This window comes from Enterobacter cloacae complex sp. IR53030 (assembly GCF_049238365.1).
GTDB lineage: Bacteria > Pseudomonadota > Gammaproteobacteria > Enterobacterales > Enterobacteriaceae > Enterobacter > Enterobacter kobei.
The window spans coordinates 1-25,622 of record NZ_JBMKHA010000018.1 but is presented as its reverse complement, the minus strand read 5'-3'; the positions used below and the strand labels follow the sequence as shown (position 1 = coordinate 25,622).

General features: G+C 53.1%; 19 protein-coding genes, 1 tRNA gene and 1 pseudogene. 12 read left to right on the top strand and 9 right to left on the bottom strand.

What is annotated here, in order from left to right:
• Positions 1-55 precede the first annotated feature (55 nt).
• Entirely contained in the window at positions 56-652 is a 597-nt protein-coding gene (gene slmA / locus ACOTXR_RS17545) for a nucleoid occlusion factor SlmA (protein WP_014881982.1), read from the top strand.
• A gap of 84 nt (positions 653-736) precedes the next feature.
• Here slmA and pyrE read toward each other — a convergent pair whose 3' ends face one another.
• Together pyrE and rph are read right to left on the bottom strand one after the other, a co-directional pair.
• Positions 737-1,378, bottom strand: coding sequence for an orotate phosphoribosyltransferase (gene pyrE / locus ACOTXR_RS17540; RefSeq protein ID WP_058690585.1), 642 nt, complete (start codon positions 1,376-1,378; stop codon positions 737-739).
• 65 nt (positions 1,379-1,443) lie between these two features.
• The gene (gene rph / locus ACOTXR_RS17535; RefSeq protein ID WP_023331718.1) at positions 1,444-2,160 is read right to left on the bottom strand and encodes a ribonuclease PH; all 717 of its coding nucleotides are present in this window, start codon (positions 2,158-2,160) and stop codon (positions 1,444-1,446) included.
• A gap of 125 nt (positions 2,161-2,285) precedes the next feature.
• Between rph and ACOTXR_RS17530 the strand changes: the two genes are divergently transcribed.
• Complete coding sequence (locus tag ACOTXR_RS17530) at positions 2,286-3,149, top strand: YicC/YloC family endoribonuclease (RefSeq protein WP_008502687.1); 864 nt, start codon at positions 2,286-2,288, stop codon at positions 3,147-3,149.
• Positions 3,150-3,355: 206 nt separating this feature from the next.
• Entirely contained in the window at positions 3,356-3,973 is a 618-nt protein-coding gene (locus tag ACOTXR_RS17525) for a trimeric intracellular cation channel family protein (RefSeq protein WP_023331717.1), read from the top strand.
• A 2-nt stretch (positions 3,974-3,975) separates the two neighbouring features.
• Here ACOTXR_RS17525 and ligB read toward each other — a convergent pair whose 3' ends face one another.
• Positions 3,976-5,646: an NAD-dependent DNA ligase LigB gene (gene ligB / locus ACOTXR_RS17520; protein WP_058690584.1), complete on the bottom strand. Its 1,671-nt coding sequence runs from the start codon at positions 5,644-5,646 to the stop codon at positions 3,976-3,978.
• Between the two features lie 252 nt (positions 5,647-5,898).
• On the opposite strand from ligB, the gene gmk reads away from it, so the two are divergent.
• The 5 genes from gmk to recG are packed head-to-tail and all read left to right on the top strand — an operon-like array spanning position 5,899 to position 11,765.
• A complete protein-coding gene (gene gmk, locus ACOTXR_RS17515; RefSeq protein ID WP_014881977.1) occupies positions 5,899-6,522 on the top strand; it encodes a guanylate kinase in 624 nt (207 codons plus the stop codon).
• 54 nt (positions 6,523-6,576) lie between these two features.
• Positions 6,577-6,852: a DNA-directed RNA polymerase subunit omega gene (gene rpoZ, locus ACOTXR_RS17510; RefSeq protein WP_000135058.1), complete on the top strand. Its 276-nt coding sequence runs from the start codon at positions 6,577-6,579 to the stop codon at positions 6,850-6,852.
• 19 nt (positions 6,853-6,871) lie between these two features.
• Positions 6,872-8,986: a bifunctional GTP diphosphokinase/guanosine-3',5'-bis pyrophosphate 3'-pyrophosphohydrolase gene (spoT, locus tag ACOTXR_RS17505; RefSeq protein ID WP_014881976.1), complete on the top strand. Its 2,115-nt coding sequence runs from the start codon at positions 6,872-6,874 to the stop codon at positions 8,984-8,986.
• 4 nt (positions 8,987-8,990) lie between these two features.
• A complete protein-coding gene (gene trmH, locus ACOTXR_RS17500) occupies positions 8,991-9,680 on the top strand; it encodes a tRNA (guanosine(18)-2'-O)-methyltransferase TrmH (RefSeq protein WP_058690583.1) in 690 nt (229 codons plus the stop codon).
• A 3-nt stretch (positions 9,681-9,683) separates the two neighbouring features.
• Complete coding sequence (recG, locus tag ACOTXR_RS17495) at positions 9,684-11,765, top strand: ATP-dependent DNA helicase RecG (RefSeq protein ID WP_032635294.1); 2,082 nt, start codon at positions 9,684-9,686, stop codon at positions 11,763-11,765.
• A gap of 2 nt (positions 11,766-11,767) precedes the next feature.
• On the opposite strand, the gene gltS is transcribed toward recG, so the two are convergent.
• Complete coding sequence (gene gltS, locus ACOTXR_RS17490; RefSeq protein WP_014881973.1) at positions 11,768-12,970, bottom strand: sodium/glutamate symporter; 1,203 nt, start codon at positions 12,968-12,970, stop codon at positions 11,768-11,770.
• A gap of 224 nt (positions 12,971-13,194) precedes the next feature.
• Here gltS and xanP point away from each other — a divergent pair, with 224 nt between their 5' ends.
• Together xanP and ACOTXR_RS17480 are read left to right on the top strand one after the other, a co-directional pair.
• Positions 13,195-14,586: a xanthine/proton symporter XanP gene (gene xanP, locus ACOTXR_RS17485; protein WP_014881972.1), complete on the top strand. Its 1,392-nt coding sequence runs from the start codon at positions 13,195-13,197 to the stop codon at positions 14,584-14,586.
• 118 nt (positions 14,587-14,704) lie between these two features.
• Positions 14,705-16,393: an AsmA family protein gene (locus tag ACOTXR_RS17480; protein WP_058690582.1), complete on the top strand. Its 1,689-nt coding sequence runs from the start codon at positions 14,705-14,707 to the stop codon at positions 16,391-16,393.
• A 117-nt stretch (positions 16,394-16,510) separates the two neighbouring features.
• Here the strand turns inward: ACOTXR_RS17480 and yicI are convergent, their stop codons facing one another.
• Both yicI and ACOTXR_RS17470 read right to left on the bottom strand, forming a co-directional pair.
• Positions 16,511-18,829 (bottom strand): alpha-xylosidase, encoded by a 2,319-nt coding sequence (gene yicI, locus ACOTXR_RS17475; RefSeq protein ID WP_058690581.1) that lies wholly within the window; start codon positions 18,827-18,829, stop codon positions 16,511-16,513.
• 12 nt (positions 18,830-18,841) lie between these two features.
• Positions 18,842-20,233, bottom strand: coding sequence for a glycoside-pentoside-hexuronide family transporter (locus ACOTXR_RS17470; protein WP_023331710.1), 1,392 nt, complete (start codon positions 20,231-20,233; stop codon positions 18,842-18,844).
• 291 nt (positions 20,234-20,524) lie between these two features.
• Between ACOTXR_RS17470 and ACOTXR_RS17465 the strand changes: the two genes are divergently transcribed.
• Positions 20,525-20,619: transfer RNA gene (locus ACOTXR_RS17465), tRNA-Sec, on the top strand.
• 162 nt (positions 20,620-20,781) lie between these two features.
• A complete protein-coding gene (locus ACOTXR_RS17460) occupies positions 20,782-22,005 on the top strand; it encodes a tyrosine-type recombinase/integrase (protein WP_044599767.1) in 1,224 nt (407 codons plus the stop codon).
• 123 nt (positions 22,006-22,128) lie between these two features.
• On the opposite strand, the gene ACOTXR_RS17455 is transcribed toward ACOTXR_RS17460, so the two are convergent.
• The 3 genes and pseudogenes from ACOTXR_RS17455 to ACOTXR_RS17445 all read right to left on the bottom strand — a co-directional run.
• The gene (locus ACOTXR_RS17455) at positions 22,129-23,754 is read right to left on the bottom strand and encodes a UvrD-helicase domain-containing protein (protein ID WP_044599768.1); all 1,626 of its coding nucleotides are present in this window, start codon (positions 23,752-23,754) and stop codon (positions 22,129-22,131) included.
• A gap of 1 nt (position 23,755) precedes the next feature.
• Entirely contained in the window at positions 23,756-25,456 is a 1,701-nt protein-coding gene (locus tag ACOTXR_RS17450) for an ATP-dependent nuclease (protein ID WP_421767062.1), read from the bottom strand.
• A gap of 64 nt (positions 25,457-25,520) precedes the next feature.
• Positions 25,521-25,622 (bottom strand): annotated as a pseudogene (locus ACOTXR_RS17445) (type VII secretion system (T7SS), usher family protein); the annotation flags it as partial.

The following is a 25,622-nucleotide window of genomic DNA, read 5'->3' as shown; positions in this document are numbered from 1 at the left end:
GTCGCTGTGTGGATGCCAGCCTGGCAAGTGCTTATTTTCAGGGGTATTTTGTAACATGGCAGAAAAACAAACCGCGAAAAGGAATCGTCGCGAAGAAATACTTCAATCTCTGGCTCTGATGCTTGAATCCAGCGATGGCAGTCAACGCATCACCACCGCTAAACTGGCCGCCTCTGTAGGCGTGTCTGAGGCGGCGCTATACCGTCATTTCCCCAGCAAAACCAGGATGTTCGACAGTCTGATTGAGTTTATTGAAGACAGCCTGATCACACGCATCAACCTGATTCTGAAAGACGAAAAAGACACCACCGCGCGTCTGCGTCTGATTGTGCTGTTAATTCTGGGCTTTGGTGAACGTAATCCGGGCTTGACCCGTATCCTCACCGGCCACGCGCTGATGTTTGAGCAGGACAGGCTACAGGGCCGTATTAATCAGCTTTTCGAACGTATTGAAGCGCAGCTGCGCCAGGTACTTCGCGAGAAGAAAATGCGTGAAGGCGAAGGATACACGATGGATGAGACATTGCTGGCAAGCCAGATCTTAGCGTTTTGTGAAGGTATGCTCTCACGCTTTGTCCGTAGCGAATTTAAATACCGTCCAACGGACGATTTTGACGCCCGCTGGCCGCTCGTCGCCGCTCAGTTGCAATAACTCCGGTGCCGGATGACGGCTTCGCCTTATCCGGCCTACGGGTGATGTAGGCCCGGTAAGCGGTAGCGCCACCGGGCAATTCATCTACACGCCAAACTCTTCGCGATACGCACGCACCGCAGCCAGATGGTCCGCCATCTCAGGCTTCTCTTCCAGATACGCAATCAGCTCTTTCAGGGTAATGATAGAGATCACTTTGCAGCCGTAATCACGCTCAACTTCCTGGATAGCAGAGATATCGCTGCGACCACGCTCCTGACGATCCAGAGAAATCAGTACGCCAGCCAGCGTCGCGCCGTGAGCCTGGATAATCTCCATCGATTCACGAATCGCAGTGCCTGCGGTGATCACATCGTCCACCAGCATCACGCGGCCCTGCAGTGCACTGCCGACCAGGTTACCGCCTTCACCGTGGGTTTTAGCCTCTTTACGGTTAAAGCAGTACGGCACGTCGCGATCGTGATGTTCCGCCAGCGCTACTGCGGTGGTGGTCGCAATCGGAATGCCTTTGTAGGCCGGGCCAAAAAGCAGGTCAAAATCAATTCCGGAATCCATCAGCGCTTCGGCATAGAAACGACCCAACAGCGCCAGATCGCGCCCGGTATTAAACAGCCCGGCGTTAAAGAAATAAGGGCTCTTACGACCGGATTTCAGCGTAAACTCGCCAAACTTAAGGACCTGTTTATTAATCGCAAACTCAATAAACTGGCGCTGATACGATTTCATGGATTCGCTCCTTTGGTTTCTGTCTTGCAGGCAAAAAAAAGGCGACTCATTGGTCGCCTTTAAAATCAATTTTCTAACGCCGCTTTCTGCGACGTGACAATAGATTCGATTCCCCCTCGGGCCAGAGCCAGCAGGGTAAGAAGTTCTTCATGGGTGAACGGCTCGCCTTCCGCCGTGCCCTGCACCTCAATGATGCGACCGTCTTCGGTCATCACTACGTTCATGTCGGTCTCGGCGGCGGAATCTTCGACGTATTCCAGATCGCACAGCGCTTCACCGTTAACGATACCCACGGAAACCGCCGCAACCATGCCTTTCATTGGGTTGGTTTTCAGCTTACCGGCTGCAACCAGTTTGTTCAGGGCATCGGCCAGCGCCACACAGGCACCGGTAATGGACGCGGTACGCGTGCCGCCATCAGCCTGAATCACGTCGCAGTCGAGCGTAATCGTAAATTCACCGAGAGTTTTCAGGTCCACAGCAGCGCGTAGCGCACGCGCGATCAGACGCTGAATTTCCATGGTACGGCCACCCTGCTTTCCCTTGGCCGCTTCACGGGCGTTACGGGTGTGGGTCGCGCGCGGCAGCATGCCGTATTCAGCGGTGATCCAGCCCTGGCCCTGGCCTTTCAGGAAACGCGGAACACCTTCTTCGATGGACGCGGTGCACAGTACTTTGGTGTCACCAAACTCAACCAGCACGGAACCTTCAGCGTGTTTTGTATAGTTACGGGTCAGGGTGACGGGACGCACCTGATTGGCGCTACGACCTGATGGACGCATGATGGATTCTCCGGCTTGAAACGAATGTGGCTGCGCATTATACGGATAAAGGACGCTTATTCCTATCCTGAGAAGCCCCCGAAAGCTATAATCCCCCCATCTCTCCTTTAAAAACGGGAATGTCTATGATCCGCAGTATGACCGCCTACGCCCGGCGTGAAATCAAGGGTAGCTGGGGTAGCGCTACCTGGGAAATGCGCTCGGTAAACCAGCGCTATCTGGAAACATATTTCCGTATGCCGGAGCAGTTCCGCAGCCTCGAGCCCGTTGTACGCGAGCGCATCCGTACTCGTCTGACGCGCGGTAAAGTGGAATGTAACCTGCGTTTTGAGCCTGATGCCAGTGCGCAAGGCGAACTGATCCTGAATGAAAAACTGGCTAAACAGCTCGTGAATGCGGCGAACTGGGTCAAAATGCAAAGTGATGAAGGCGAAATCAACCCGGTTGATATTCTGCGCTGGCCTGGCGTCATGGCTGCCGGTGAGCAGGATCTGGATGCCATCGCCGCCGAAATCCTTGCCGCCCTCGACGGAACCCTGGATGACTTTATCGTTGCCCGCGAAACCGAAGGCCAGGCGCTGAAAGCGATGATTGAGCAGCGTCTTGAAGGCGTAAGCGCCGAAGTGGCAAAAGTCCGCACCCATATGCCGGAAGTGCTGCAATGGCAGCGCGAGCGTCTGGTAGCCAAACTGGAAGAAGCGGAAGTTCAGCTGGAAAACACCCGTCTGGAACAAGAGCTGGTGCTGATGGCGCAGCGTATTGACGTTGCCGAAGAGCTGGATCGTCTGGAAGCACACGTGAAAGAGACCTACAACATCCTGAAGAAGAAGGAAGCGGTAGGCCGCCGCCTCGACTTTATGATGCAGGAGTTCAACCGCGAGTCGAACACCCTGGCATCTAAGTCGATCAATGCTGAAGTGACTAACTCAGCGATCGAGCTGAAGGTGCTGATTGAGCAGATGCGAGAGCAGATCCAGAACATCGAATAATTACTCTCGGGTGGTGTCCGCTGGACGCCACCCATTATTATTTCTAATCCATATTTTCACATCACTCCCCATCTCTTCCATGTTCATCAAGCCTGCCTGATACAAATTGATAAAATTTTGTAGGGAAAACTCATTCACCTTAGAAAATCTCAATCGTGATCTTGCGCACAAATCGCTAACCTGCCCGCGTTCTGACCGGAGGGTATATGCTGCTTCACACTCTTTATCTTATTGGTATCACCGCAGAAGCCATGACCGGCGCACTTGCAGCCGGACGACGCCGCATGGACACCTTCGGCGTGATCATTATTGCCACCGCGACCGCGCTGGGCGGCGGATCCGTGCGCGATATCCTGCTTGGCCATTACCCTCTCGGCTGGGTTAAACACCCTGAGTATGTGATTATCGTGGCAACAGCCGCCGTATTAACCACCATTGTGGCACCCGTTATGCCCCATCTGCGCCGCCTGTTTCTGGTGCTGGATGCGCTGGGGCTGATTGTCTTTTCTATCATCGGTGCACAGATCGCGCTCGATATGGGTGAAGGGCCGGTTATCGCCACGATTGCTGCTGTGGTCACAGGGGTGTTTGGCGGCGTACTGCGCGATATGTTCTGCAAACGCATTCCCCTGGTCTTTCAAAAAGAGCTGTATGCCGGCATTTCCTTCGCCGCAGCGGTGCTCTACATCGCCCTGCAGCACTATGTTTCTAACCATGATGTGGTGGTTATCTCTACGCTGCTGTTTGGCTTTACGGCCCGCATGCTGGCGCTGCGTCTGAAGCTGGGACTGCCCGTGTTTCACTATAAGCACGGCGTACACTGATCTCAGAAACCGTTGATGTGCTGCCGGGCAAGCCACCGGACCAGCACATCAATCTCTGGTGCATTTATCCAGCTCACGATCTGCCGCGCCCTCTCTTCCCCCGTACCCGGCAAGGCCTGCCAAGCCTTTGCGCTGCGTTCACGCATCTGTTGCCATGACATATCCCCCAACGCCTTCAGCGAGGCTTGTGGCAATGGCGCACCCAACGCCATCATCCAGTGGATAAAAGGTTGTTCACGTACCAGGTTGAAGCGATGCCAGAGCGCCAGCCCACGCGCTGGAGAAAACCCCGGCGTAGACTGGAGCTGCGCCTGCGTTAAGAGCAGCCATGAGAAGAGATGTTCAAAATGATGCGCCTGCCAGAGTGTTCGCCAGCCTGACTCGCCTAATCCTTCAATGTTGAATACCTGCTTAGAACTGAGCCATGTCAACCGGGCGAAGAACTGTTCCATACACTCTGGCGAAGCATAAAAACAGCTCAGGGAGTGAAAACGCGAGGCCGGTGGTTCTGGTTTTTGTCTGTCCGTCCCTCGCCAGATAACCTTATCAAACCGTGGGATACCCAGCCCGGCAAGGCTCACCTGGATCTGATCGCCAGGGGCAATATCCAGCCTCTGCCAGCGTCCAACCGACCCCAGGCTCACCCGCTGTACCTGTTTATCATCCAGTTGCACCGGCTCCAGCGCCGCCACGACGGAAATTTTACCCGTACGCCCAACTGAAAAATGAATATCCCTGACCTCAGCAACCTGCGCAACTGGCGGATATTTCCACGCCATGACCCAGTTGCCTTCGCCAGGCAGCCAGCGCTCCCCTGAAGGCGACTCCGCGGACCGAACCACAATGCCATCCGTGGCAAAGGGTAATGCTGTGTTTTGCCAGGCCAAACGCTGCTTTTCAACTTCATCAACCGTTCGGGCGGGCAAGGTATAGGGCGCCGTCAGGGAAAACCCAGCTCCGGAAAGCGCCGAAAGCATACTTTCCATCTCTTTCGGACCATCCGGCCAGGCCCAGATAAATATTCCTGTCTGGTTCAGAAGCGCACCGTCGTTCTGCCGCATCATCGCTCCCGCCACTTTTGCGCGTGCATTCATTCCGCCCATCTGCCGCTGAATGTGATTCTCGCGCATCCAGAAAAGCTCCCCCTGCAGGACGCTGTTTGCCAGCGCGCCGGATACCTCTTTAGGCACTGACGGAATCAAACGCACGCGAGCGGTCCAGTTCTCACCTTTTAACCCATTACCGCGACTGATAGCCTGGGCGAGCTTTCCGTTGCGATACACCAGCGTCACCGCCACGCCGTCGACTTTTGGCTGCATCCAGAGATTTTTCTGGCCTCGCATCCACTGACCTAGCGCTTCTTTGCTGGCAGCCTTATGCACCCCCGTATGGGCAACAGGATGTTTTACGCTTCCCGTCAGCGCAGGTAAGGTGTTCTCTGAGAGATCATGGCCAAAACAGCGCTGCCACTGGGCTAAGCGTCCGTTGAGCTGGTCGTATACCTCGTCGTTGACCTCGCTGACGCCCTGCTTCCAGTAGGCTTCATCCCAGCGTTTGATCTGTGCGCTTAAGGATGCAATCTCTTTTCCGGCTTTAGCCTGTGACCACACCGGACACACCGCCGCCCCATAACCACACCACAACAGCATTAACCCGCTTATCCATCGCCACATCGCTACCCCTCCTTTGCAATGCCGGAGGTATAACCTGACGTGAGAAACATGGCTAATAACAACTTCTCATCATGCGATGACGCTATCCAGTATTCATTTTTATTGCAGCAAACCGCGGGTAAAACCTGAAAACGGTACGCAAAATTCAATAATCCAGGGGAAAAAGTGTGACAAAGGCTACGTCACACTGCGCCGACGTGTATAATAAGCCCGTATGTAGGACTTCTTCGCTAACACATACAAAAGACTCTCATGGCTCAAGGCACGCTTTATATTGTTTCTGCCCCTAGTGGCGCGGGTAAATCCAGCCTTATTCAGGCACTGTTAAAAACCCAACCGTTGTACGACACACAGGTATCTGTTTCTCACACCACGCGTCAGCCGCGTCCGGGTGAAGTGCACGGTGAACACTATTTCTTTGTGGATCACGACGAGTTCAGAGCGATGATCGCCAGGGATGCGTTTCTTGAACACGCTGAAGTGTTTGGTAACTACTACGGTACCTCGCGTGAAACCATTGAGCAGGTTCTGGCCACGGGCGTGAATGTCTTCCTGGATATCGACTGGCAGGGCGCACAGCAAATTCGCAAGAAAATGCCGGAGTCACGCAGTATCTTTATTTTACCGCCATCGAAAGATGAGCTGGATCGCCGTCTGCGTGGCCGCGGTCAGGACAGCGAAGACGTGATTGCAAAGCGTATGGCCCAGGCAGTTGCAGAAATGAGCCATTACGCGGAATATGATTACCTTATTGTGAATGATGATTTTGATGCCGCGCTGAGCGATCTCAAAACCATCCTTCGCGCAGAACGTCTGCGTATGAGCCGCCAGAAGCAGCGACATGACGCATTAATCACCAAACTGTTGGCAGACTGAACCCACTTTCAGTATCATGCCCAGTCATTTCTTCACCTGTGGAGCATTTTAAGTATGGCACGCGTAACTGTTCAGGACGCTGTAGAGAAAATTGGTAACCGTTTTGACCTGGTACTGGTCGCCGCGCGTCGCGCTCGTCAGATGCAGGTAGGCGGTAAAGATCCGCTGGTACCGGAAGAAAACGATAAAACCACCGTTATTGCACTTCGCGAAATCGAAGAAGGTCTGATCAACAACCAGATCCTCGACGTGCGTGAGCGCCAGGAGCAGCAAGAGCAGGAAGCCGCAGAACTGCAGGCCGTAACCGCCATTGCTGAAGGTCGTCGTTAATTAAACCTGCGGGTCGCCCTTGTATCTGTTTGAAAGCCTGAATCAACTGATTCAAACCTACCTGCCTGAAGACCAGATTAAGCGTCTTCAGCAGGCGTATCTCGTTGCACGTGACGCTCACGAGGGCCAGACACGTTCAAGCGGTGAACCCTACATCACGCACCCTGTTGCGGTAGCCTGCATTCTGGCCGAGATGAAACTCGACTACGAAACGCTGATGGCTGCTCTGCTGCATGACGTGATCGAAGATACCCCTGCCACCTACCAGGATATGGAACAGCTGTTTGGCAAAAGCGTTGCCGAACTGGTGGAAGGGGTCTCTAAGCTTGATAAGCTGAAATTCCGCGACAAGAAAGAGGCGCAAGCCGAAAACTTCCGCAAGATGATTATGGCGATGGTGCAGGATATCCGCGTCATTCTCATCAAACTCGCTGACCGTACCCACAACATGCGCACGCTGGGCTCACTTCGCCCGGACAAGCGTCGCCGCATTGCTCGTGAAACCCTGGAAATTTACAGTCCGCTGGCGCACCGTTTAGGTATTCACCACATTAAAACCGAGCTGGAAGAGCTGGGTTTTGAAGCGTTATACCCGAACCGCTATCGCGTCATTAAAGAGGTGGTGAAAGCCGCACGCGGTAACCGTAAAGAGATGATTCAAAAGATCCTCTCGGAAATTGAAGGGCGTTTACAGGAAGCGGGCATTCCGTGCCGCGTCAGCGGTCGCGAGAAACATCTGTACTCGATTTACTGCAAAATGGTGCTCAAAGAGCAGCGTTTTCACTCGATCATGGATATTTACGCGTTCCGCGTGATCGTCCACGATGCCGATACCTGCTATCGCGTGCTGGGGCAGATGCACAGCCTCTACAAACCGCGTCCGGGGCGCATGAAAGATTACATCGCCATTCCAAAAGCGAACGGCTATCAATCTTTGCATACCTCGATGATCGGTCCACACGGCGTGCCTGTCGAAGTGCAGATCCGCACCGAAGACATGGACCAGATGGCAGAGATGGGTGTCGCCGCGCACTGGGCGTATAAAGAGCACGGTGGCGAAAGCAGCACGACTGCACAGATCCGCGCCCAGCGCTGGATGCAGAGCCTGCTGGAACTGCAGCAGAGTGCGGGTAGCTCCTTTGAATTTATCGAGAGCGTGAAATCCGATCTCTTCCCGGATGAGATTTACGTTTTCACCCCAGAAGGTCGGATTGTCGAACTGCCTGCGGGCGCAACGCCGGTCGACTTTGCTTACGCAGTACATACCGATATCGGGCATGCCTGCGTGGGCGCACGCGTCGACAGACAGCCTTATCCGCTGTCTCAGCCGCTCTCCAGCGGCCAGACGGTAGAAATTATTACCGCACCGGGCGCACGCCCGAACGCGGCCTGGCTGAACTTTGTGGTGAGCTCCAAAGCGCGCGCCAAAATTCGCCAGTTGCTGAAAAACCTCAAGCGCGACGACTCCGTCAGCCTGGGACGCCGTCTGCTCAACCACGCGTTGGGCGGTAGCCGTAAGCTGGCTGAAATTCCACCAGAGCATATCCAGCGCGAACTCGACCGTATGAAGCTCACGTCTCTGGACGATCTGCTGGCGGAAATTGGTCTCGGTAACGCCATGAGCGTCGTGGTGGCGAAAAACCTGCAGCAGGGCGAAGCGATACCTTCTGCTCCTGGCGCATCCGGCCACGCTCATCTGCCAATCAAAGGCGCGGACGGGGTGCTGATCACCTTCGCAAAATGTTGCCGTCCAATCCCCGGTGACCCGATTATTGCGCACGTCAGCCCCGGCAAAGGGCTGGTTATCCACCATGAATCCTGTCGTAACATTCGCGGCTACCAGAAAGAAGCCGAGAAGTTTATGGCGGTCGAGTGGGACAAAGAGACGGCGCAGGAATTTATCACCGAAATTAAGGTGGATATGTTCAATCACCAGGGTGCCCTGGCAAACCTGACGGCAGCGATCAACACGGCCTCGTCCAACATTCAGAGCCTGAATACGGAAGAAAAAGACGGCCGCGTTTATAGCGCCTTTATTCGTCTGACCGCCCGCGACCGCGTGCATCTGGCGAATATTATGCGCAAGATCCGCGTCATGCCGGACGTGATTAAAGTTACCCGAAACCGAAACTAGGTTTATGAATTCACAACGTTATACACGTATCTGCGAAATGCTCGCCAGGCGTCAGCCTGACCTGACGGTCTGCATGGAGCAGGTTCATAAGCCTCATAACGTCTCTGCTATCGTTCGTACCGCAGACGCCGTCGGCGTGCATGAAGTGCACGCCGTCTGGCCGGGCACCCGCATGCGAAACATGGTGTCTGCTGCCGCAGGCAGCAACAGCTGGGTATCCGTCAAAACGCATCAGACGATTGGTGAAGCCGTATCGCACCTGAAAGGCCGCGGTATGCAGGTTCTTGCGACTCACCTTTCTGCTAAAGCTGTGGATTTCCGCGAGATCAACTACACCCGCCCAACCTGCATTTTGATGGGGCAGGAGAAAACCGGGATCACCCAGGAAGCGCTGGATCTGGCGGATCAGGACATCATAATCCCGATGATCGGTATGGTTCAGTCCCTGAACGTGTCGGTTGCCTCTGCGCTGATTCTGTATGAAGCGCAGCGCCAGCGCCAGAACGCCGGAATGTACGAGCGCAGCAACAGTATGCTGCCGGAAGAGGAACAGCAGCGCCTGCTGTTTGAAGGCGGTTATCCGGTGCTGGCTCGCGTCGCGAAGCAGAAAAAATTGCCTTACCCCCACGTCAACGCGCAGGGCGAAATTGAAGCCGATGCCGAGTGGTGGTCCACCATGCAGTACGCCGGGTAACTGATGAAAGGCCGCCTGCTGGATGCCATTCCGCTCAATAGCCTGACGGGCGTGGGCGCGGCGCAAAGCAGTAAGCTGGCAAAAATTGGCCTGCATACCGTGCAGGATCTCCTCCTGCACCTCCCTCTGCGTTACGAAGACCGCACTCAGCTCTACAAAATTGGCGATCTGCTGCCTGCCATTTACGCCACCGTTGAAGGCGAAGTCCTGAACTGCAACATCACGTTTGGTGGACGCCGGATGATGACCTGTCAGATCAGCGACGGTACCGGCATTCTCACCATGCGTTTTTTCAACTTCAGTGCAGCGATGAAAAACAGCCTGGCGACAGGCCGCCGAGTGCTGGCCTATGGCGAAGCCAAACGCGGTAAATACGGCGCAGAGATGATCCACCCGGAGTACCGCGTGCAGGGCGACCTCAGCACACCGGAACTGCAGGAGACGCTTACGCCGGTTTACCCGACGACTGAAGGCATTAAGCAGGCAACGCTGCGTAAACTCACCGATCAGGCGCTGGAGCTGCTGGATACCTGCGCGATTACCGAACTTCTGCCCCCCGAGCTGGCACAGGGCATGATGAGCCTGCCCGAGGCATTGCGCACACTGCATCGCCCACCACCCACATTACAGCTCAGCGATTTAGAAAGCGGCAAACATCCCGCACAACGGCGTCTTATCCTTGAGGAATTACTGGCACATAACCTGAGCATGCTGGCGCTTCGCGCAGGCGCGCAGCGTTTCCACGCTCAGCCGTTAAGCCAGAATGATGCGCTCAAAGATAAGCTGCTGGCCTCTCTGCCGTTTAAGCCGACCGGCGCTCAAGCGCGCGTAACGGCCGAGATTGAACGCGATATGGCCCTCGACGTGCCGATGATGCGCCTGGTGCAGGGCGACGTCGGGTCAGGTAAAACGCTGGTTGCCGCCCTGGCAGCACTGCGCGCGATTGCCCACGGTAAACAGGTGGCGCTGATGGCGCCGACTGAGCTGCTGGCTGAACAGCACGCCAATAATTTCCGCGCCTGGTTCGCGCCGCTCGGGATTGAGGTAGGCTGGCTTGCCGGGAAGCAAAAAGGCAAAGCGCGTCTTGCGCAGCAGGAAGCCATCGCCAGCGGCCAGGTGCAGATGATTGTCGGCACACACGCTATCTTCCAGGAGCAGGTACAGTTTAACGGCCTTGCGCTGGTGATTATCGACGAACAGCACCGCTTCGGCGTGCATCAACGTCTGGCGCTGTGGGAAAAAGGGCTGCAGCAGGGCTTTCATCCGCATCAGCTGATCATGACCGCCACGCCAATCCCGCGCACCCTGGCGATGACCGCCTATGCCGATCTGGATACCTCCACCATCGATGAACTGCCGCCGGGGCGTACGCCGGTCACGACGGTCGCCATACCGGATACGCGCCGCAGCGATATCATCGACCGCGTGCGCAACGCCTGTACCCACGAAGGGCGTCAGGCCTATTGGGTCTGCACCCTGATTGAAGAGTCAGAACTGCTTGAAGCGCAGGCTGCTGAAGCAACGTGGGAAGAGCTAAAGCTGGCGCTGCCGGAGCTAAACGTGGGTCTGGTGCACGGGCGCATGAAGCCTGCCGAAAAACAGGCGGTGATGCAGGCGTTCAAACAGGGTGAGCTGCATTTACTGGTCGCGACGACGGTTATTGAAGTGGGCGTCGACGTCCCCAACTCCAGCCTGATGATCATCGAAAACCCGGAGCGTCTTGGCCTTGCTCAGCTCCACCAGCTGCGTGGGCGCGTTGGGCGTGGCGCAGTGGCCTCCCACTGCGTGCTGCTCTATAAAGCGCCGCTCTCAAAAACTGCCCAGATGCGTTTGCAGGTGCTGCGCGACAGCAACGACGGTTTTGTGATTGCACAAAAAGACCTTGAGATACGCGGCCCGGGCGAATTGCTGGGCACGCGTCAGACGGGAAATGCCGAATTTAAGGTGGCGGATTTGCTGCGCGATCAGGCCATGATCCCGGAAGTTCAGCGCCTCGCACGCCATATTCATGAACGCTACCCCGAACAGGCGGCAGCGTTAATTGAGCGCTGGATGCCGGAAACCGAGCGCTATTCCAACGCCTGATCTCAGGCAAACATCGGCAGCATCAGGTACAGCTTAATCACCAGCGCGTTGACGATATCAATAAAGAACGCCCCGACCATTGGCACCACCAGAAACGCCATGTGCGATGGCCCAAACCGTTCGGTGATCGCCTGCATGTTGGCAATAGCCGTTGGGGTTGCCCCCAGACCAAACCCGCAGTGACCCGCTGCCAGCACCGCTGCATCGTAGTTTTTCCCCATCAGGCGCCAGGTCACGAACATGGCGTACAGCGCCATAAACAGTGCCTGCACCGCCAGAATCGCCACCATCGGCAGCGCCAGCGAGGCCAGCTCCCACAGTTTGAGGCTCATCAGCGCCATCGCCAGGAACAGCGACAGACAGACGTTACCGAGCACCGATACCGCACGTTCAAACACGCGGTAGAAGCCCATCAGCGCCAGACCGTTGCTCAGAATGACCCCGATAAACAACACGCAGACAAAGGTCGGAAGTTCAAACGCTGTACCCGCCAGCCATTGCGCAACCACTTTGCCCACGGTCAGGCAGATGGCAATCATCGCGATGGTTTCAATCAGTACCAGCGAGGTGATGCTGCGCCCGACATCCGGCTTTTCGAACGCGGTGGGCACCATTTCATCGTCCGGTCTGCCATTCGGCGTGGTGGAATGTTTAACGAGATAACGGGCCACCGGGCCGCCAATCAGGCCACCCAGCACCAGACCAAAGGTTGCGCAGGCCATCGCCACTTCCGTTGCGTTTTCAAAGCCGTAACGCTCGATAAACAGCTTACTCCACGCGGCTCCGGTACCATGGCCGCCTGAGAGGGTAATCGAACCTGCCAGCAGACCCATCAGCGGATCCAGCCCCAGCAGCGTCGCCATGCCGATGCCAATAGCGTTTTGCATCAGCAGCAGTCCCACCACCACAATCAGAAATACGCCGAGCACCTTACCGCCAGAGCGCAGGCTCGCCAGGTTGGCGTTCAGGCCGATGGTGGCAAAGAAGGCCAGCATCAGCGGATCTTTCAGGGACATATCAAAATCAATTTCCCAGCCCATGCTTTTTTTCAGTACCAGCAGGGCCAGCGCCACCAGCAAACCACCGGCGACAGGTTCAGGAATGGTGTACTTTTTCAGAAAGGAAACACTATGTACCAGCTTGCGACCAAGCAGCAGAACCAGCGTTGCGGCAACAAGGGTCGACAACGTATCGAGATGAATCATAAAAGGCTCCTGTTATGCGCGTGTTCCATACACACGCGGCGTTATCCTGGCCGGTTTGCGCTCTTCATGAGCCACCGGCGCAAAAAGTGTAATTTTTTTTCCCGACGGGTTGTAGAAAACCTGCTCACAACGGCAGATTTTCTTCCCTTTTTTTGCTGGCAATCGTTTGCTTTTACCAGGTGGTCAGATAAAATGCCCGCTTTTCCACCGTGGGATTGCCGCCGATGTCCGTTAACACCATAGAGTCGCCTGATGCGCAACCGATTGCGCAGAAGCAAAATAGCGAACTGATTTACCGCCTTGAAGATCGCCCGCCACTGCCTCAGACGCTTTTCGCGGCCTGCCAGCATCTTCTGGCGATGTTTGTCGCGGTGATCACCCCGGCGCTGCTGATCTGCCAGGCGCTCGGTTTACCGGCGCAGGATACGCAGCACATCATCAGTATGTCCCTCTTCGCCTCTGGCGTGGCCTCAATTATTCAAATTAAAGCGTGGGGTCCGGTGGGGTCGGGATTATTGTCGATCCAGGGTACCAGCTTTAACTTCGTGGCACCGCTGATCATGGGCGGCACAGCCCTGAAAACCGGCGGTGCGGATGTCCCGACCATGATGGCGGCGCTGTTCGGCACCCTGATGCTGGCAAGCTGCACGGAGATGGTCATCTCCCGCGTGCTGCATCTGGCCCGCCGCGTCATTACCCCGCTGGTCTCCGGCGTGGTGGTGATGATTATCGGCCTGTCGCTGATTCAGGTCGGCCTCACCTCCATCGGCGGCGGCTATGCCGCAATGAGCGACCATACCTTCGGCGCGCCGAAAAACCTGCTGCTGGCGGGCGTCGTGCTGGCGATCATTATTCTGCTTAACCGCCAGCGTAACCCTTACCTGCGCGTGGCTTCTCTGGTGATCGCCATGGCAGCCGGTTATCTGCTGGCGTGGGCGCTGGGCATGTTGCCGGAGAACACCGCACCGACCAACAGCGCGCTGATCACCGTCCCCACGCCGCTGTACTACGGTCTGGGCATTGACTGGGGTCTGCTCCTGCCGCTGATGCTGGTCTTTATGATCACCTCTCTGGAGACCATCGGCGATATCACCGCTACCTCCGACGTCTCCGAGCAGCCGGTGTCCGGCCCGCTGTACATGAAGCGCCTGAAAGGCGGCGTGCTGGCGAACGGCCTGAACTCGTTTGTTTCTGCGGTATTCAATACCTTCCCGAACTCCTGCTTCGGCCAGAACAACGGCGTGATCCAGCTGACCGGCGTCGCCAGCCGCTACGTGGGTTTTGTGGTGGCGCTGATGCTGATCGTCCTCGGCCTGTTCCCGGCGGTGAGCGGCTTTGTGCAGCACATTCCTGAGCCGGTGCTGGGTGGCGCAACGCTGGTGATGTTCGGGACTATCGCAGCGTCCGGGGTGCGTATCGTCTCCCGCGAACCGCTGAACCGCCGGGCGATCATGATTATCGCGCTGTCGCTGGCCGTGGGTCTGGGCGTTTCTCAGCAACCGCTGATCCTGCAGTTTGCCCCTGACTGGGTGAAAAACCTGCTCTCTTCCGGCATCGCCGCGGGCGGTATCACCGCTATTGTGCTGAACCTCGTTTTCCCGCCTGAAAAGAACTGATCCCCTTCACGGCAGGCAGTCAATGCCTGCCGTGACATCTATTTACACCATTCCCGCCTTGAGGATTGCGCATAAATCGTGCATAACTCCCTTATGTACGTTTGCGGGATGGAAGACCATGAAATTTATTGGAAAGCTGCTCGTCTATCTTCTGGTAGCCCTGCTCATTGTGATACTGGCGCTCTATATTCTGCTCCAGACCCGCTGGGGCGCGGCTCAGGTCAGCAGCTGGGTGACGGTGAATACCGATTACGAACTCAGTTTCGACAAGATGAATCACCGCTTTTCGTCGCCTTCCCATCTTATTCTGGAAAACGTCACCTTCGGGCGGGACGGTAAACCTGCCACGCTGGTAGCCAAAAAAGTTGATATCGGCCTGAGCAGCCGTCAGGTGACCGATCCGCTGCATATGGACACCATTACCCTTTTCGATGGCACGCTGAACCTCTCGCCGCAGACGGCACCGCTGCCCTTGCAGGCCGATCGTCTTCAACTGAGCAACATGGCCTTTAACAGCCCGAATACCGAATGGGATCTGAGCGCGCAGAAGGTGACGGGCGGCGTCAGCCCATGGCAGCCGGAAGCAGGCAACGTGCTGGGGAAAAACGCGCAGATTCAGATGAGCGCAGGCTCGCTGACCCTCAACGGCGTCCCGGCCACCAACGTGTTAATTGAGGGCCAGCTTAACGGTAAGGAGGTGGTGCTGAACACTATCGGGGCCGATATGGCGCGCGGTTCGCTCACCGGCTCCGCCCTGCGTAACGCCGACGGAAGCTGGGTTATCGACACCCTGCGTCTGAATGAGATCCGCCTGCAGAGCGACAACACGCTGACAGCCTTCTTTGCCCCGCTGGCCACCATCCCTTCTCTGCAAATAGGCCGTCTGGAGGTCACCGCCGCCCGGCTGCAGGGCCCGGACTGGGCGGTGACCGATCTCGATTTAAGCCTGCGCAACCTGACGATAAGCAAAGGCGACTGGCAAAGTCAGGACGGGCGTTTGTCCATGAACGCCAGCGAGTTTATCTACGGCTCGCTGCATCTGTTTGACCCGATCCTGAACGCAGAGTTTTCCCCGCAGGGTATGGCGCTGCGCCAGTTTACCTCCCGCTGGGAAGGCGGTATGGTGCGCACCTCCGGCAACTGGCTGCGCGACGGCAAAGCGCTGGTGCTGGACGATGTCGCCATCGCCGGTCTGGAGTACACCCTGCCGCAGAACTGGAAAACGCTGTGGATGGAGCCGCTCCCGGATTGGCTGAACAGCGTCACGCTGCAAAAATTCGGCCTGAGCCGCAACCTGGTGATCGACATCGATCCCGCCTTCCCGTGGCAGATCACCTCCCTGGATGGCTACGGTGCCAACCTGCAGTTGGTGAAAGACCGCCAGTGGGGCGTGTGGAGCGGCAGCGCAACCCTGAACGGCGCGGCGGCGACCTTTAACCGCGTGGACGTGCGCCGTCCGTCGCTGGCGTTGAATGCCAACGCCGCCACGGTGAACATTACCGACCTGAGCGCATTTACCGAGAAAGGCATTCTGGAAGCGACGGCGACGGTTTCGCAGTTGCCGCAACGGCAAACCACCGTAAGCCTTAACGGGCGCGGCGTGCCGCTCAACGTGCTGCAGCAGTGGGGCTGGCCAGCGCTACCGGTGACGGGCGATGGCAATATTCAACTCACCGCCAGCGGCAGCGTGCAGGCCAATGCGCCGCTGAAGCCGACGGTGAACGGCAAGCTGAGCGCGGTGAATATGGATAAACAGCAGGTAGAGCAGACGATGACGAGTGGCATTGTTTCAACACCCGTGCAATAAACAAGCCGGGTGGCGGTTTTATTCCCTCTCCCTGTGGGAGAGGGTCAGGGTGAGGGCATCAGACCGCATAATTACCGTAGGCCCGGTAAGCGAAGCGCCACCGGGCATTTTTATCGCTCAGAGGTGAACCACCACCTCATTCCCCTCCGCTTTCACCACCACGCCCCACTCGCTTCCCGCATGTGAACCGCCTTTCACGCCGCCCACCTTCTGCACGTTGCGCAAGCACACCGACCAGTTTCGCGCCTCACCCACGCCGCTCAGGGTCACGGTATCGCCCTCTCGTGACGCTTTCAGCGTAAACGCCACCGCGCCGTCCGCCGCAGGCACTTCACTCACCGCCGTTGCGCCATCCTCCAGGTTAAACAACTGGAAGGCCGTGCCCTCGTTCCACGCATAGTCTGGTTTCTGGCTGTTATTGCCCAGCGCCAGCAGGGTGTTATCGCGCACATAGACCGGCAGGCTGCGGAAGTCGTGCTGTTGCTTATGCCAGCGGCTACCCTGAATTTCGTCGTTATGCCACAGGTGCGTCCAGCGTCCTTCAGGTAGCCAGAACTGTACATCGCCCTTCTCTGAGAACACCGGCGCGACCATCACCGCATCCCCCAGCATGTACTGGCGGTCAAGATAATCGCACGCCGGATCGTCCGGGAACTCCAGCATCATCGCCCGCAGCATCGGCGTACCGCACTCGCGCGCCAGCGCCGCCTGACGGTACAGATACGGCATCATCCGGCACTTCAGCTGCGTAAAGTGGCGCACCACGTCGCAGGACTCGTCATCATACGCCCACGGCACGCGGTAAGATTTACTGCCGTGCAGGCGGCTGTGGCTGGATAAAAGCCCGAACGCGCACCAGCGCTTGTAGACGTGTGCCGGGGCGGTGTTTTCGAATCCGCCAATATCGTGGCTCCAGAACCCAAAGCCGGACAGGCCAATCGACAGCCCGCCGCGCAGACTTTCCGCCATCGACTCATAGTTGGCGTAGCAGTCACCACCCCAGTGAACGGGGAACTGTTGCGCACCGACGGACGCCGAGCGGGCAAACAGCACCGCCTCTTGCTCACCCACGGTCTCTTTCAGCACGTTCCACACCAGTTCGTTGTAGATGTAGGCGTAATGGTTATGCATCTTCTGTGGATCGGATCCGTCAAACCACTGCACGTCCGTCGGGATGCGCTCGCCGAAGTCGGTCTTAAAGCAGTCGACGCCGATGTCTACCAGGCCTTTCAGCTTGTCGGCATACCACCGGCACGCTTCCGGGTTAGTGAGGTCATAAATTGCCAGCCCCGGTTGCCACTTGTCCCACTGCCACAGGGAACCGTCCGGGCGCTTGAGCAGGTAGCCCTTCTCTTTCAGTTCGCGAAATACCGGCGACTTCTGGCCGATGTACGGGTTAATCCACACGCAGACCTTCAGCCCTTTCTCCTTCAGGCGGCGGATCATCCCTTCCGGATCCGGGAAGGTCACCGGGTCCCACTCAAAATCACACCACTGGAAGGCCTTCATCCAGAAGCAGTCGAAGTGGAAGACGTGCAGCGGCAGATCGCGCTCGGCCATGCCGTCGATAAAGCTGTTAACCGTCGCTTCGTCGTAGTTAGTGGTGAACGACGTGGTCAGCCACAGGCCGAACGACCACGCGGGCGGCAGCGCCGGACGCCCGGTGAACCGCGTATAGCGGTTGAGCACCTCTTTCGGCGTCGGGCCGTCGATCACGAAGTACTCCAGATATTCCCCTTCGACGCTGAACTGCACTTTGGAGACTTTCTCCGAACCCACTTCGAACGAGACGTTTTCCGGGTGATTCACCAGCACGCCGTAGCCACGGTTGGTCAGATAAAACGGGATGTTTTTGTAGGACTGCTCGGTGCTGGTGCCGCCGTCCCGGTTCCACGTTTCGATCGTCTGGCCGTTGCGCACCAGGGCGGTAAAGCGCTCGCCCAGACCGTAGACCGTTTCGCCCACGCCGAGGTCGAGACGTTCAAACAGGTAGTTGCGATCGGTGTTGGTGTCCTGCACGTAACCGTTGTTTTTCAGCTGGCTGCCGGTAATGCGCTGGCCGTTGCGCAGGAAGTCCAGCGCCCAGAATTCCCCTTTGGTGACGCGCACGCTGACGCTTCCGCTTTTCAGCTCGGCAAATTCCGCGTTGTTTTCAATCTCGACCTTCACGTCTTTCAGCACGTTCAGCGGGTAGTGCGGGCCGTTGTCCAGCGCGCCCTGGAAGTGCTCGATGCGCACCCCGACAATCCCCTCCTGCGGGGCAAACAGGCGCACCGTGAACATGAGCGTGTCGAGCTGCCAGGTGCGCTCACGCACGTCGCGCGGCGCAACGTACACCACCAGGTCATTGCCCTGCTGCTCCACGTCGAACACCTGTACCGGATACGTCACGTTCAGACCCGGTTGAATAAGCCAGTTTCCATCACTGATTTTCATGCTTTCGTCCTCTTAGTTCTGCAATTCTTTGCTGACCGGCAGGTTTTCAAACTCCTGCTGATTGCGGCGCGCACCCTGCGCCAGCTCGCCCAGGATTTTGGTCAGGAAGGGGGTTTTCAGCGTGTAGTAGCGTTTGGCGATAATGGCGCTCAGCACGTAGCAGACCGCCGGGGCCAGGGTAAACAGGCCGATAATGATGCTGATGGTCGCGCTGTTCTGGGTTTTGGCTGCCGCGTCGTAGCCGCCGCCTGCCAGCATCCAGCCGATCATCGCCCCGCCCAGCGCCAGGCCAAGCTTCAGCACGAACAGCGTGCCCGCAAAGCTGATCCCGGTCAGACGTTTGCCGTTGGTCCATTCGCCATAGTCGACGGTATCGGACATCATTACCCACTGGATCGGCGTCACCAGCTGGTGCAGCACGCCGATGACGAAGATAAAGGCGAACATCACCACGGTGGCATGCATCGGCACGAAGAACATCGCTACGCTCACCACCGCCAGCGCGGCGTTGGTCCACCAGAAAATGCTGACCTTACACTTCCAGTCGGTGAGCGGTTTCGCCAGCGCGGAGCCGATCAGGTTGCCGACGCAGTAGGTGGTGAGGAACGCGACGAACACTTCCGGCGAGCCCATGATCCAGGTGCAGTAGTACATCATCGCCCCGCCGCGCACGCAGACGGCGAGGATGTTGAGGATGGTCAGCACGCCAACGATGCGCCACTGATCGTTGCGCCAGATGTCGCGCAGGTCTTCCCGCATAGCGGTGGTGCTCGGCGGCACCTGGATGCGCTCTTTGGTGGTGAAGAAGCAGAACGCCAGCATCAGGAACGCGACCACCGACAGGACGGCGATCCCGCCCTGAAAGCCGAACGCTTTATCGTCGCCGCCGATCAGGTTCACCAGCGGCATCATCAGCACCGTGGAGAGCATGCCGCCCGCCGTCGCCAGCACGAAGCGCCAGGATTGCAGGGATATACGCTGCGTCGGGTCGTTGGTGATCACCCCGCCCAATGCGCAGTACGGGATGTTAACCACGGTATAGAGCAGGGTCAGCAGCGTATAGGTAATGGCGGCATACACCATTTTGCCGTTGAGGCTGAGGTCCGGCGTGGTGTAGGCCAGCACGCAGACGATGCCAAACGGGATCGCTCCGAACAATATCCACGGACGGAACTTGCCCCAGCGGCTGCGGGTGCGGTCGGCAATCAGCCCCATGCACGGGTCGGAGATTGCATCCAGCGCACGGGCGAGCAGGAACATGGTGCCGACAAACCCGGCGGGAATGCCGAAAATATCGGTGTAGAAAAACATCATATACAACATGACGTTATCAAAAATGATGTGGCTGGCGGCGTCTCCCATGCCGTAGCCAATCTTCTCTTTTACTGACAATACTTCGCTCATCTTTTATTCATCCTTCACGCTGTAGGGGGCGCTGAGACCGGTTGCATTGGTTTTAAACCATTGTTTCATGAGCGGGTATTGCGTTTTCTGGTTAGCAGATTACGTTTCTTGTTTTTTGTGATCGCGGTAAATGTCGGAGAGCACAAAACGCTAACCTGAGGATTTTCTTAAGAATTAACTGAAACAGGGGGGTACAGGTCAAAAGAGAGGTGAAAAAAGTGTGTCGGGGTATGTGGTAAATGCCTGAAAGTAGCTATAATGCGCCCCGCCTCCATGTAGCAATGCAGGCGCGGAAGATCGTCATCTCCGGTGAGGTGGCTGGACTTCAAATCCAGTTGGGGACGCCAGCGTTCCCGGGCAGGTTCGACTCCTGTGATCTTCCGCCAATTAGCCTCTACTGAACTCCACTGTCTCAAGTAAATCCCCTATAATACCCGCAATTAAAGCTGATTATGTTCTCCCGAGGTCTACTGTCTCTACCAGAATCAAGTGCATTCTGGGGGCATAATGGGGGGCATGATTTATAGCCCTATTTTGAGATGCCCCCAATGAAGCTAACAGTCAGACAAATTGATACAGCCAAACCCAAAGAGAAGCCGTATAAGCTATCTGATGGTGGCGGCCTCTACCTTGAAGTAACTACCAACGGCTCACGTTACTGGCGTTTAAAGTATCGCTACGCAGGTAAAGAAAAGCGTCTTGCTTTCGGCGTTTATCCCGAGATTTCTCTCGCTCAAGCACGCGAAAAGCGTGATGCTGCGAAAAAGCTGCTGTCTGCCGGAAGCGATCCCGGTGAAGTAAAGAAAGCAGAGAAAATTGCCCAAAAGCTTAACTATGAAAATACCTTCGAAGCTATTGCCCGTGAATGGCATCAGTTGAGAGCGGATCGTTGGTCATTACGCTATCGCGATGAAATTATTGATACCTTTGAAAAGGATATTTTCCCCTACATCGGTAAGCGCCCTATAGCTGAAATTAAGCCCATGGAATTGCTGGAAACCCTTCGTCGTATGGAAAAGCGTGGTGCATTAGAAAAGATGCGCAAAGTCAGACAGCGCTGCGGTGAAGTTTTCCGTCATGCGATTGTGACCGGACGCGCTGAATACAATCCAGCACCCGATCTCGCCACAGCCCTCGCAACACCAAAGAAAACACATTTTCCATTCCTGACAGCCGAAGAACTCCCTCACTTTCTTAGGGATCTTGCCGGTTACACCGGTAGCGTTATTACCAAGACTGCGACTCAAATCATCATGCTTACAGGGGTACGAACCCAGGAATTACGTTTTGCCCGCTGGGAGGATATCAATTTTGAAAAGCGGCTTTGGGAGATCCCTGCTGAAGTGATGAAGATGAAACGACCACACATCGTTCCGATGTCGGATCAGGTTGTCGAACTCTTTGAGTCACTTAAACCTATTACCGGGCTATACCCACTGGTATTCGTCGGACGTAACGATCGAACGAAGCCGATCTCAAAGGAAAGCGTTAATCAGGTTATTGAGTTATTGGGATATAAAGGAAGGCTGACAGGACATGGTTTCCGCCACACGATGAGTACCATCCTCCATGAAGAAGGTTTTAACTCAGCGTGGATAGAAACGCAGCTAGCACATGTGGATAAGAACGCGATACGTGGGACTTACAACCATGCGCAGTATTTGGAGGGGCGTAGGGAGATGATGCAGTGGTATGGGAACTATCTTGACAACCTTATTGTTGATAGAGATAGTTCAGTATACTTTCCAGACCTAAAAACCATTAATATGTAATATGTAATATGTAATATGTAATATGTAATATGTTAATTATCTTTATTAATGTATAAGCCATTGTGGGTATTTAAAGCAGATAAGAACAAATATGGTGCATATTAAAATATGCACCAGTATTTCCTAACGATAAAGACCCTCTAGTTGGGGCAATTTAAAAAAGTAAGATGCTTCAGACTTCTTAAATGCCCCAGTCGAGTTTTGGCGTAACTCTGCATTAATTAATACGCAGCATTTCTCAGCTCTTGTAATACCAACGTAATGAAGGTTTGTTTCTTGTGGAAGACTGGGATAAAGTGCTATATTTCTATCAACCTCATTTACTAATCTATATGGAAAAGACCATTCATCCATATCCAAATGTAATACTATTTTAAATTCAAGTCCTTTAGACTTGTGAAGTGTCATTACTTGAACTTCATTTTTATCTAATGGCATAAACTGCTTTAAGTACATACCATCTGATATAATTTCCAAAACTGCATTATCATTAGATTCAGTAAACTGAATGTTTAGCATTCCAGCGATTTCATGGAAGTAATTAATTAGTTCCTCATCAGTTAGATTACTCCTGAGAATTTTAATTTTTTTCCTTAATAAAAACTGATGGTTGTCATTCATGATTAAGCCATCAAATACTTTATTAATTAATTCTTGCGCAGTACCTATTGCCTTGTATCTATACGCTAGAAGATCTTTATATAAATCTGAACATTCTGTACCCAATTTATCTAATGGCGTATCAATATAAACCCTGAAATTTGATGTCAATCCCGAGCATAGCAATAGTAATGACTGTTCTTTTCTTGCAAAAATAGCTATTTGGCTTGCTTGCTCCACGCCCCATTGACCTACATTTAACCATTTTGAAATCCATGATGATAATGTCATCGAAACATCTTTAAGATTTCCAGGCAATCTCTTCCTATAAACATTAATACTTTCACTTGGCAATAATACGAAATTTGAATCTAGTAGTCGAGATGCATAATTAATTATTGATGAATGACACCTATGATTTAAATTTATCTCAAAATGTTCAAAAATACTTTTATCTCTAACCAAGTCAAGTAACAACTCTGCATTTCCACCTCGAAACTCATAAATTGATTGCCAAACATCACCAACAGCAATAGAACATAAACCGATCTCATTTATTTTTAAAAATAATTGATGCTGTGATAAGGATGAGTCTTGATATTCATCTATAAATATATGGCTATATCTCGCTTTTATATATCGTTGTGCTGCAGGAGATTCATTGAGTATTTTTAAAGATAAGGCAGCAAATGAACTCATCCACAGCATTCCCTCATCATACAGTCTCTTATAGCCAGCGTCTTCATTGACATTAACAATTGATGGTGTTCCAAAAAAATCCTCCTTTAAATAATATTTATATGGAGAATCTAATTTCTTAAGTACTTTACATTCTGTTGGTTTGCCACCCCATATTTTGGGAAGAAACGGAATGATTATTTCATTTAAGCAAAAGCTATCAATCGTACCAAAAAAACTATGTTTTATATCGTGCCCATCGGCCTTACATCTACGCTCTAGTTCTGCACTTGCTTTCCTTGTAAAAGTAATAGCAATGACTCCTTTATGCTCAGGAAGACAACCGGTAATATTTCTAATTTTCTCTTTTATAACTGTAGTTTTACCGCTACCAGGGCATGCTGTTATTACCATACTTTTAGGGTAGTCAATGGCTGATGCTTGCTGAGTGGTTGGTGAAAAAACGCTCATTTCATTCACCTTTAACTATTTTTACAAGATGGTGTAACGGTTTAACCAAATCACCCATACTAAGTTTATCAAGGTCATTTTTAATTTTCTTAAGAAGTATACGCATTCTTATTGCTTTTTTCTTTTGTAAATATTCTATTGCGCTTTGGTTATTTTTTTTATCTAGTGCATCTAATATTGAAGCACCTAATTCTTCTACAAGATCAGTTTCCAAATCAATTTTTGATAAATATATTCCAGATCTATTCACTTCATCAGAAACTTTTTGCCAATCACCGTTAGCAAGAGTATCTTGAGAAGATATTTTTTTGTCGCTATGCTCAAACTTTTCTATACCAGCTATATCTAAACATCGATTAATCCCTGCATAGTGCCACTTTTCTTTATCTTTTAGCTTTGATACATCGTTATCAGTGCGCATTACCCATGGAATTTCTAAAGCATCTAGAATTGCTGCGTATATTTTAAATGATATTCCATCAACTGAAATCAATGAAATATTTAAATAATCTAGGTCAATTTTCAAACTTTTAGCTAAGGAATGATAAAACAAAATTTCGGATGGCCCTTCGATTAAGAAAACGCCATTTGAAAAAAATGATTCTGCTGGTAATATACTCATCCGATAGCTCATATCCTCCCAGCCATCTGAAATACCTTTTGAGCATCCTTCACTTGCGGCTACAGTGTGTCCCCCACGGTCAAGCAATCTTATTATAGAGTCTGGCCCAAAGTTTACCGCTATTTGGGGAGAATGTGATGAAATGATCGTTTGACCTGGGAGTTCAGCTATCAAATAATCAGCCAATTTTCTTTGTTGGTGAGGGTGTAGGTGTGCTTCAGGTTCTTCGATAACATAGAAGATGACTTCGTTATCGATATCATGTTCCTTAATACTTTTCGCTTTCCATAATGCTAATAATATTTGATTGTTCCGTCCGTCTCCTCCAAGCATTACGTTAGAACCATTTGTATTAGCTCCAAGTTGTAGATTATCAATAAAATCGTTTATTCCAATTGCCCCAGTATCTAGTTGCACAGAATACTCTGAATAATGATGTGCAAGTTTTTTCAACTCATCGTTGACTTCTTTTGTAGCTCTTTCTACATATACAAGCTGAGATATTTTATCATTGATCAACTGCAAATCTGTACTTATCTCTCCTAATAAATCTTCATCTTCTTTTCTTTCATCAGAGTTCAATGATTGTTGGGCAATTTTTAAGAGTTGTCTTTTTTCTTTGCGGATAAATCTTTCTAAATCTCGTTGTGACTGAATATATTTTAGATTAACGAACTTAAGATAATAACGAGAGTTAATTTCTTGTAAAGACTCTAAAGAGTCACCTATAAAAAGTTTGTAGCTGAGATCAGATTTTTGTGCAACATACTTAATAAAAGATTCACCAGAGTCACTGACATTACCTTTCAAAATTGAAAGAACCGCATCTTCATTGATATCTTTAAAATGAAGAATAATCTCAAACTCTTCACATGAATTCCCATTTTCTAAATGGAAATCAAGCTCATTTGGTTCAATTTCTGAATCTGATACACTTTTATCTAATAGCATTCTTAGCGAATGCAGCATATTACTTTTGCCAACATCATTAGCTCCGATAATCAGAGTGTTCGAATTAAAATTGATATGTGCATCTTTAAAGTTTCTAAAACCTTTAAGTTTCAGATATGATATTTCCAACTTAAAATCCCTCTTTAAAGTAAAAAATCATATTTATAATGAGGTTTCACGTAAAGTATGCAACCTAATTTTGCTCATTTTTTGCAGCAGATCTATTAGGGAAGGTGCGAATAAGCAGGTCATTTCTTCCCAAGCTGACTCGCTGATTAAAATTTCGCGGATCTGG

Excerpts from the sequence above, each read along its gene's own strand:
- slmA (WP_014881982.1), top strand. The coding sequence starts at position 56 with ATGGCAGAAAAACAAACCGCGAAAAGGAATCGTCGCGAAGAAATACTT.
- pyrE (WP_058690585.1), bottom strand. The coding sequence starts at position 1,378 with ATGAAATCGTATCAGCGCCAGTTTATTGAGTTTGCGATTAATAAACAG.
- rph (WP_023331718.1), bottom strand. The coding sequence starts at position 2,160 with ATGCGTCCATCAGGTCGTAGCGCCAATCAGGTGCGTCCCGTCACCCTG.
- ACOTXR_RS17530 (WP_008502687.1), top strand. The coding sequence starts at position 2,286 with ATGATCCGCAGTATGACCGCCTACGCCCGGCGTGAAATCAAGGGTAGC.
- ACOTXR_RS17525 (WP_023331717.1), top strand. The coding sequence starts at position 3,356 with ATGCTGCTTCACACTCTTTATCTTATTGGTATCACCGCAGAAGCCATG.
- ligB (WP_058690584.1), bottom strand. The coding sequence starts at position 5,646 with ATGTGGCGATGGATAAGCGGGTTAATGCTGTTGTGGTGTGGTTATGGG.
- gmk (WP_014881977.1), top strand. The coding sequence starts at position 5,899 with ATGGCTCAAGGCACGCTTTATATTGTTTCTGCCCCTAGTGGCGCGGGT.
- rpoZ (WP_000135058.1), top strand. The coding sequence starts at position 6,577 with ATGGCACGCGTAACTGTTCAGGACGCTGTAGAGAAAATTGGTAACCGT.
- trmH (WP_058690583.1), top strand. The coding sequence starts at position 8,991 with ATGAATTCACAACGTTATACACGTATCTGCGAAATGCTCGCCAGGCGT.
- recG (WP_032635294.1), top strand. The coding sequence starts at position 9,684 with ATGAAAGGCCGCCTGCTGGATGCCATTCCGCTCAATAGCCTGACGGGC.
- gltS (WP_014881973.1), bottom strand. The coding sequence starts at position 12,970 with ATGATTCATCTCGATACGTTGTCGACCCTTGTTGCCGCAACGCTGGTT.
- xanP (WP_014881972.1), top strand. The coding sequence starts at position 13,195 with ATGTCCGTTAACACCATAGAGTCGCCTGATGCGCAACCGATTGCGCAG.
- ACOTXR_RS17480 (WP_058690582.1), top strand. The coding sequence starts at position 14,705 with ATGAAATTTATTGGAAAGCTGCTCGTCTATCTTCTGGTAGCCCTGCTC.
- yicI (WP_058690581.1), bottom strand. The coding sequence starts at position 18,829 with ATGAAAATCAGTGATGGAAACTGGCTTATTCAACCGGGTCTGAACGTG.
- ACOTXR_RS17470 (WP_023331710.1), bottom strand. The coding sequence starts at position 20,233 with ATGAGCGAAGTATTGTCAGTAAAAGAGAAGATTGGCTACGGCATGGGA.
- ACOTXR_RS17460 (WP_044599767.1), top strand. The coding sequence starts at position 20,782 with ATGAAGCTAACAGTCAGACAAATTGATACAGCCAAACCCAAAGAGAAG.
- ACOTXR_RS17455 (WP_044599768.1), bottom strand. The coding sequence starts at position 23,754 with ATGAGCGTTTTTTCACCAACCACTCAGCAAGCATCAGCCATTGACTAC.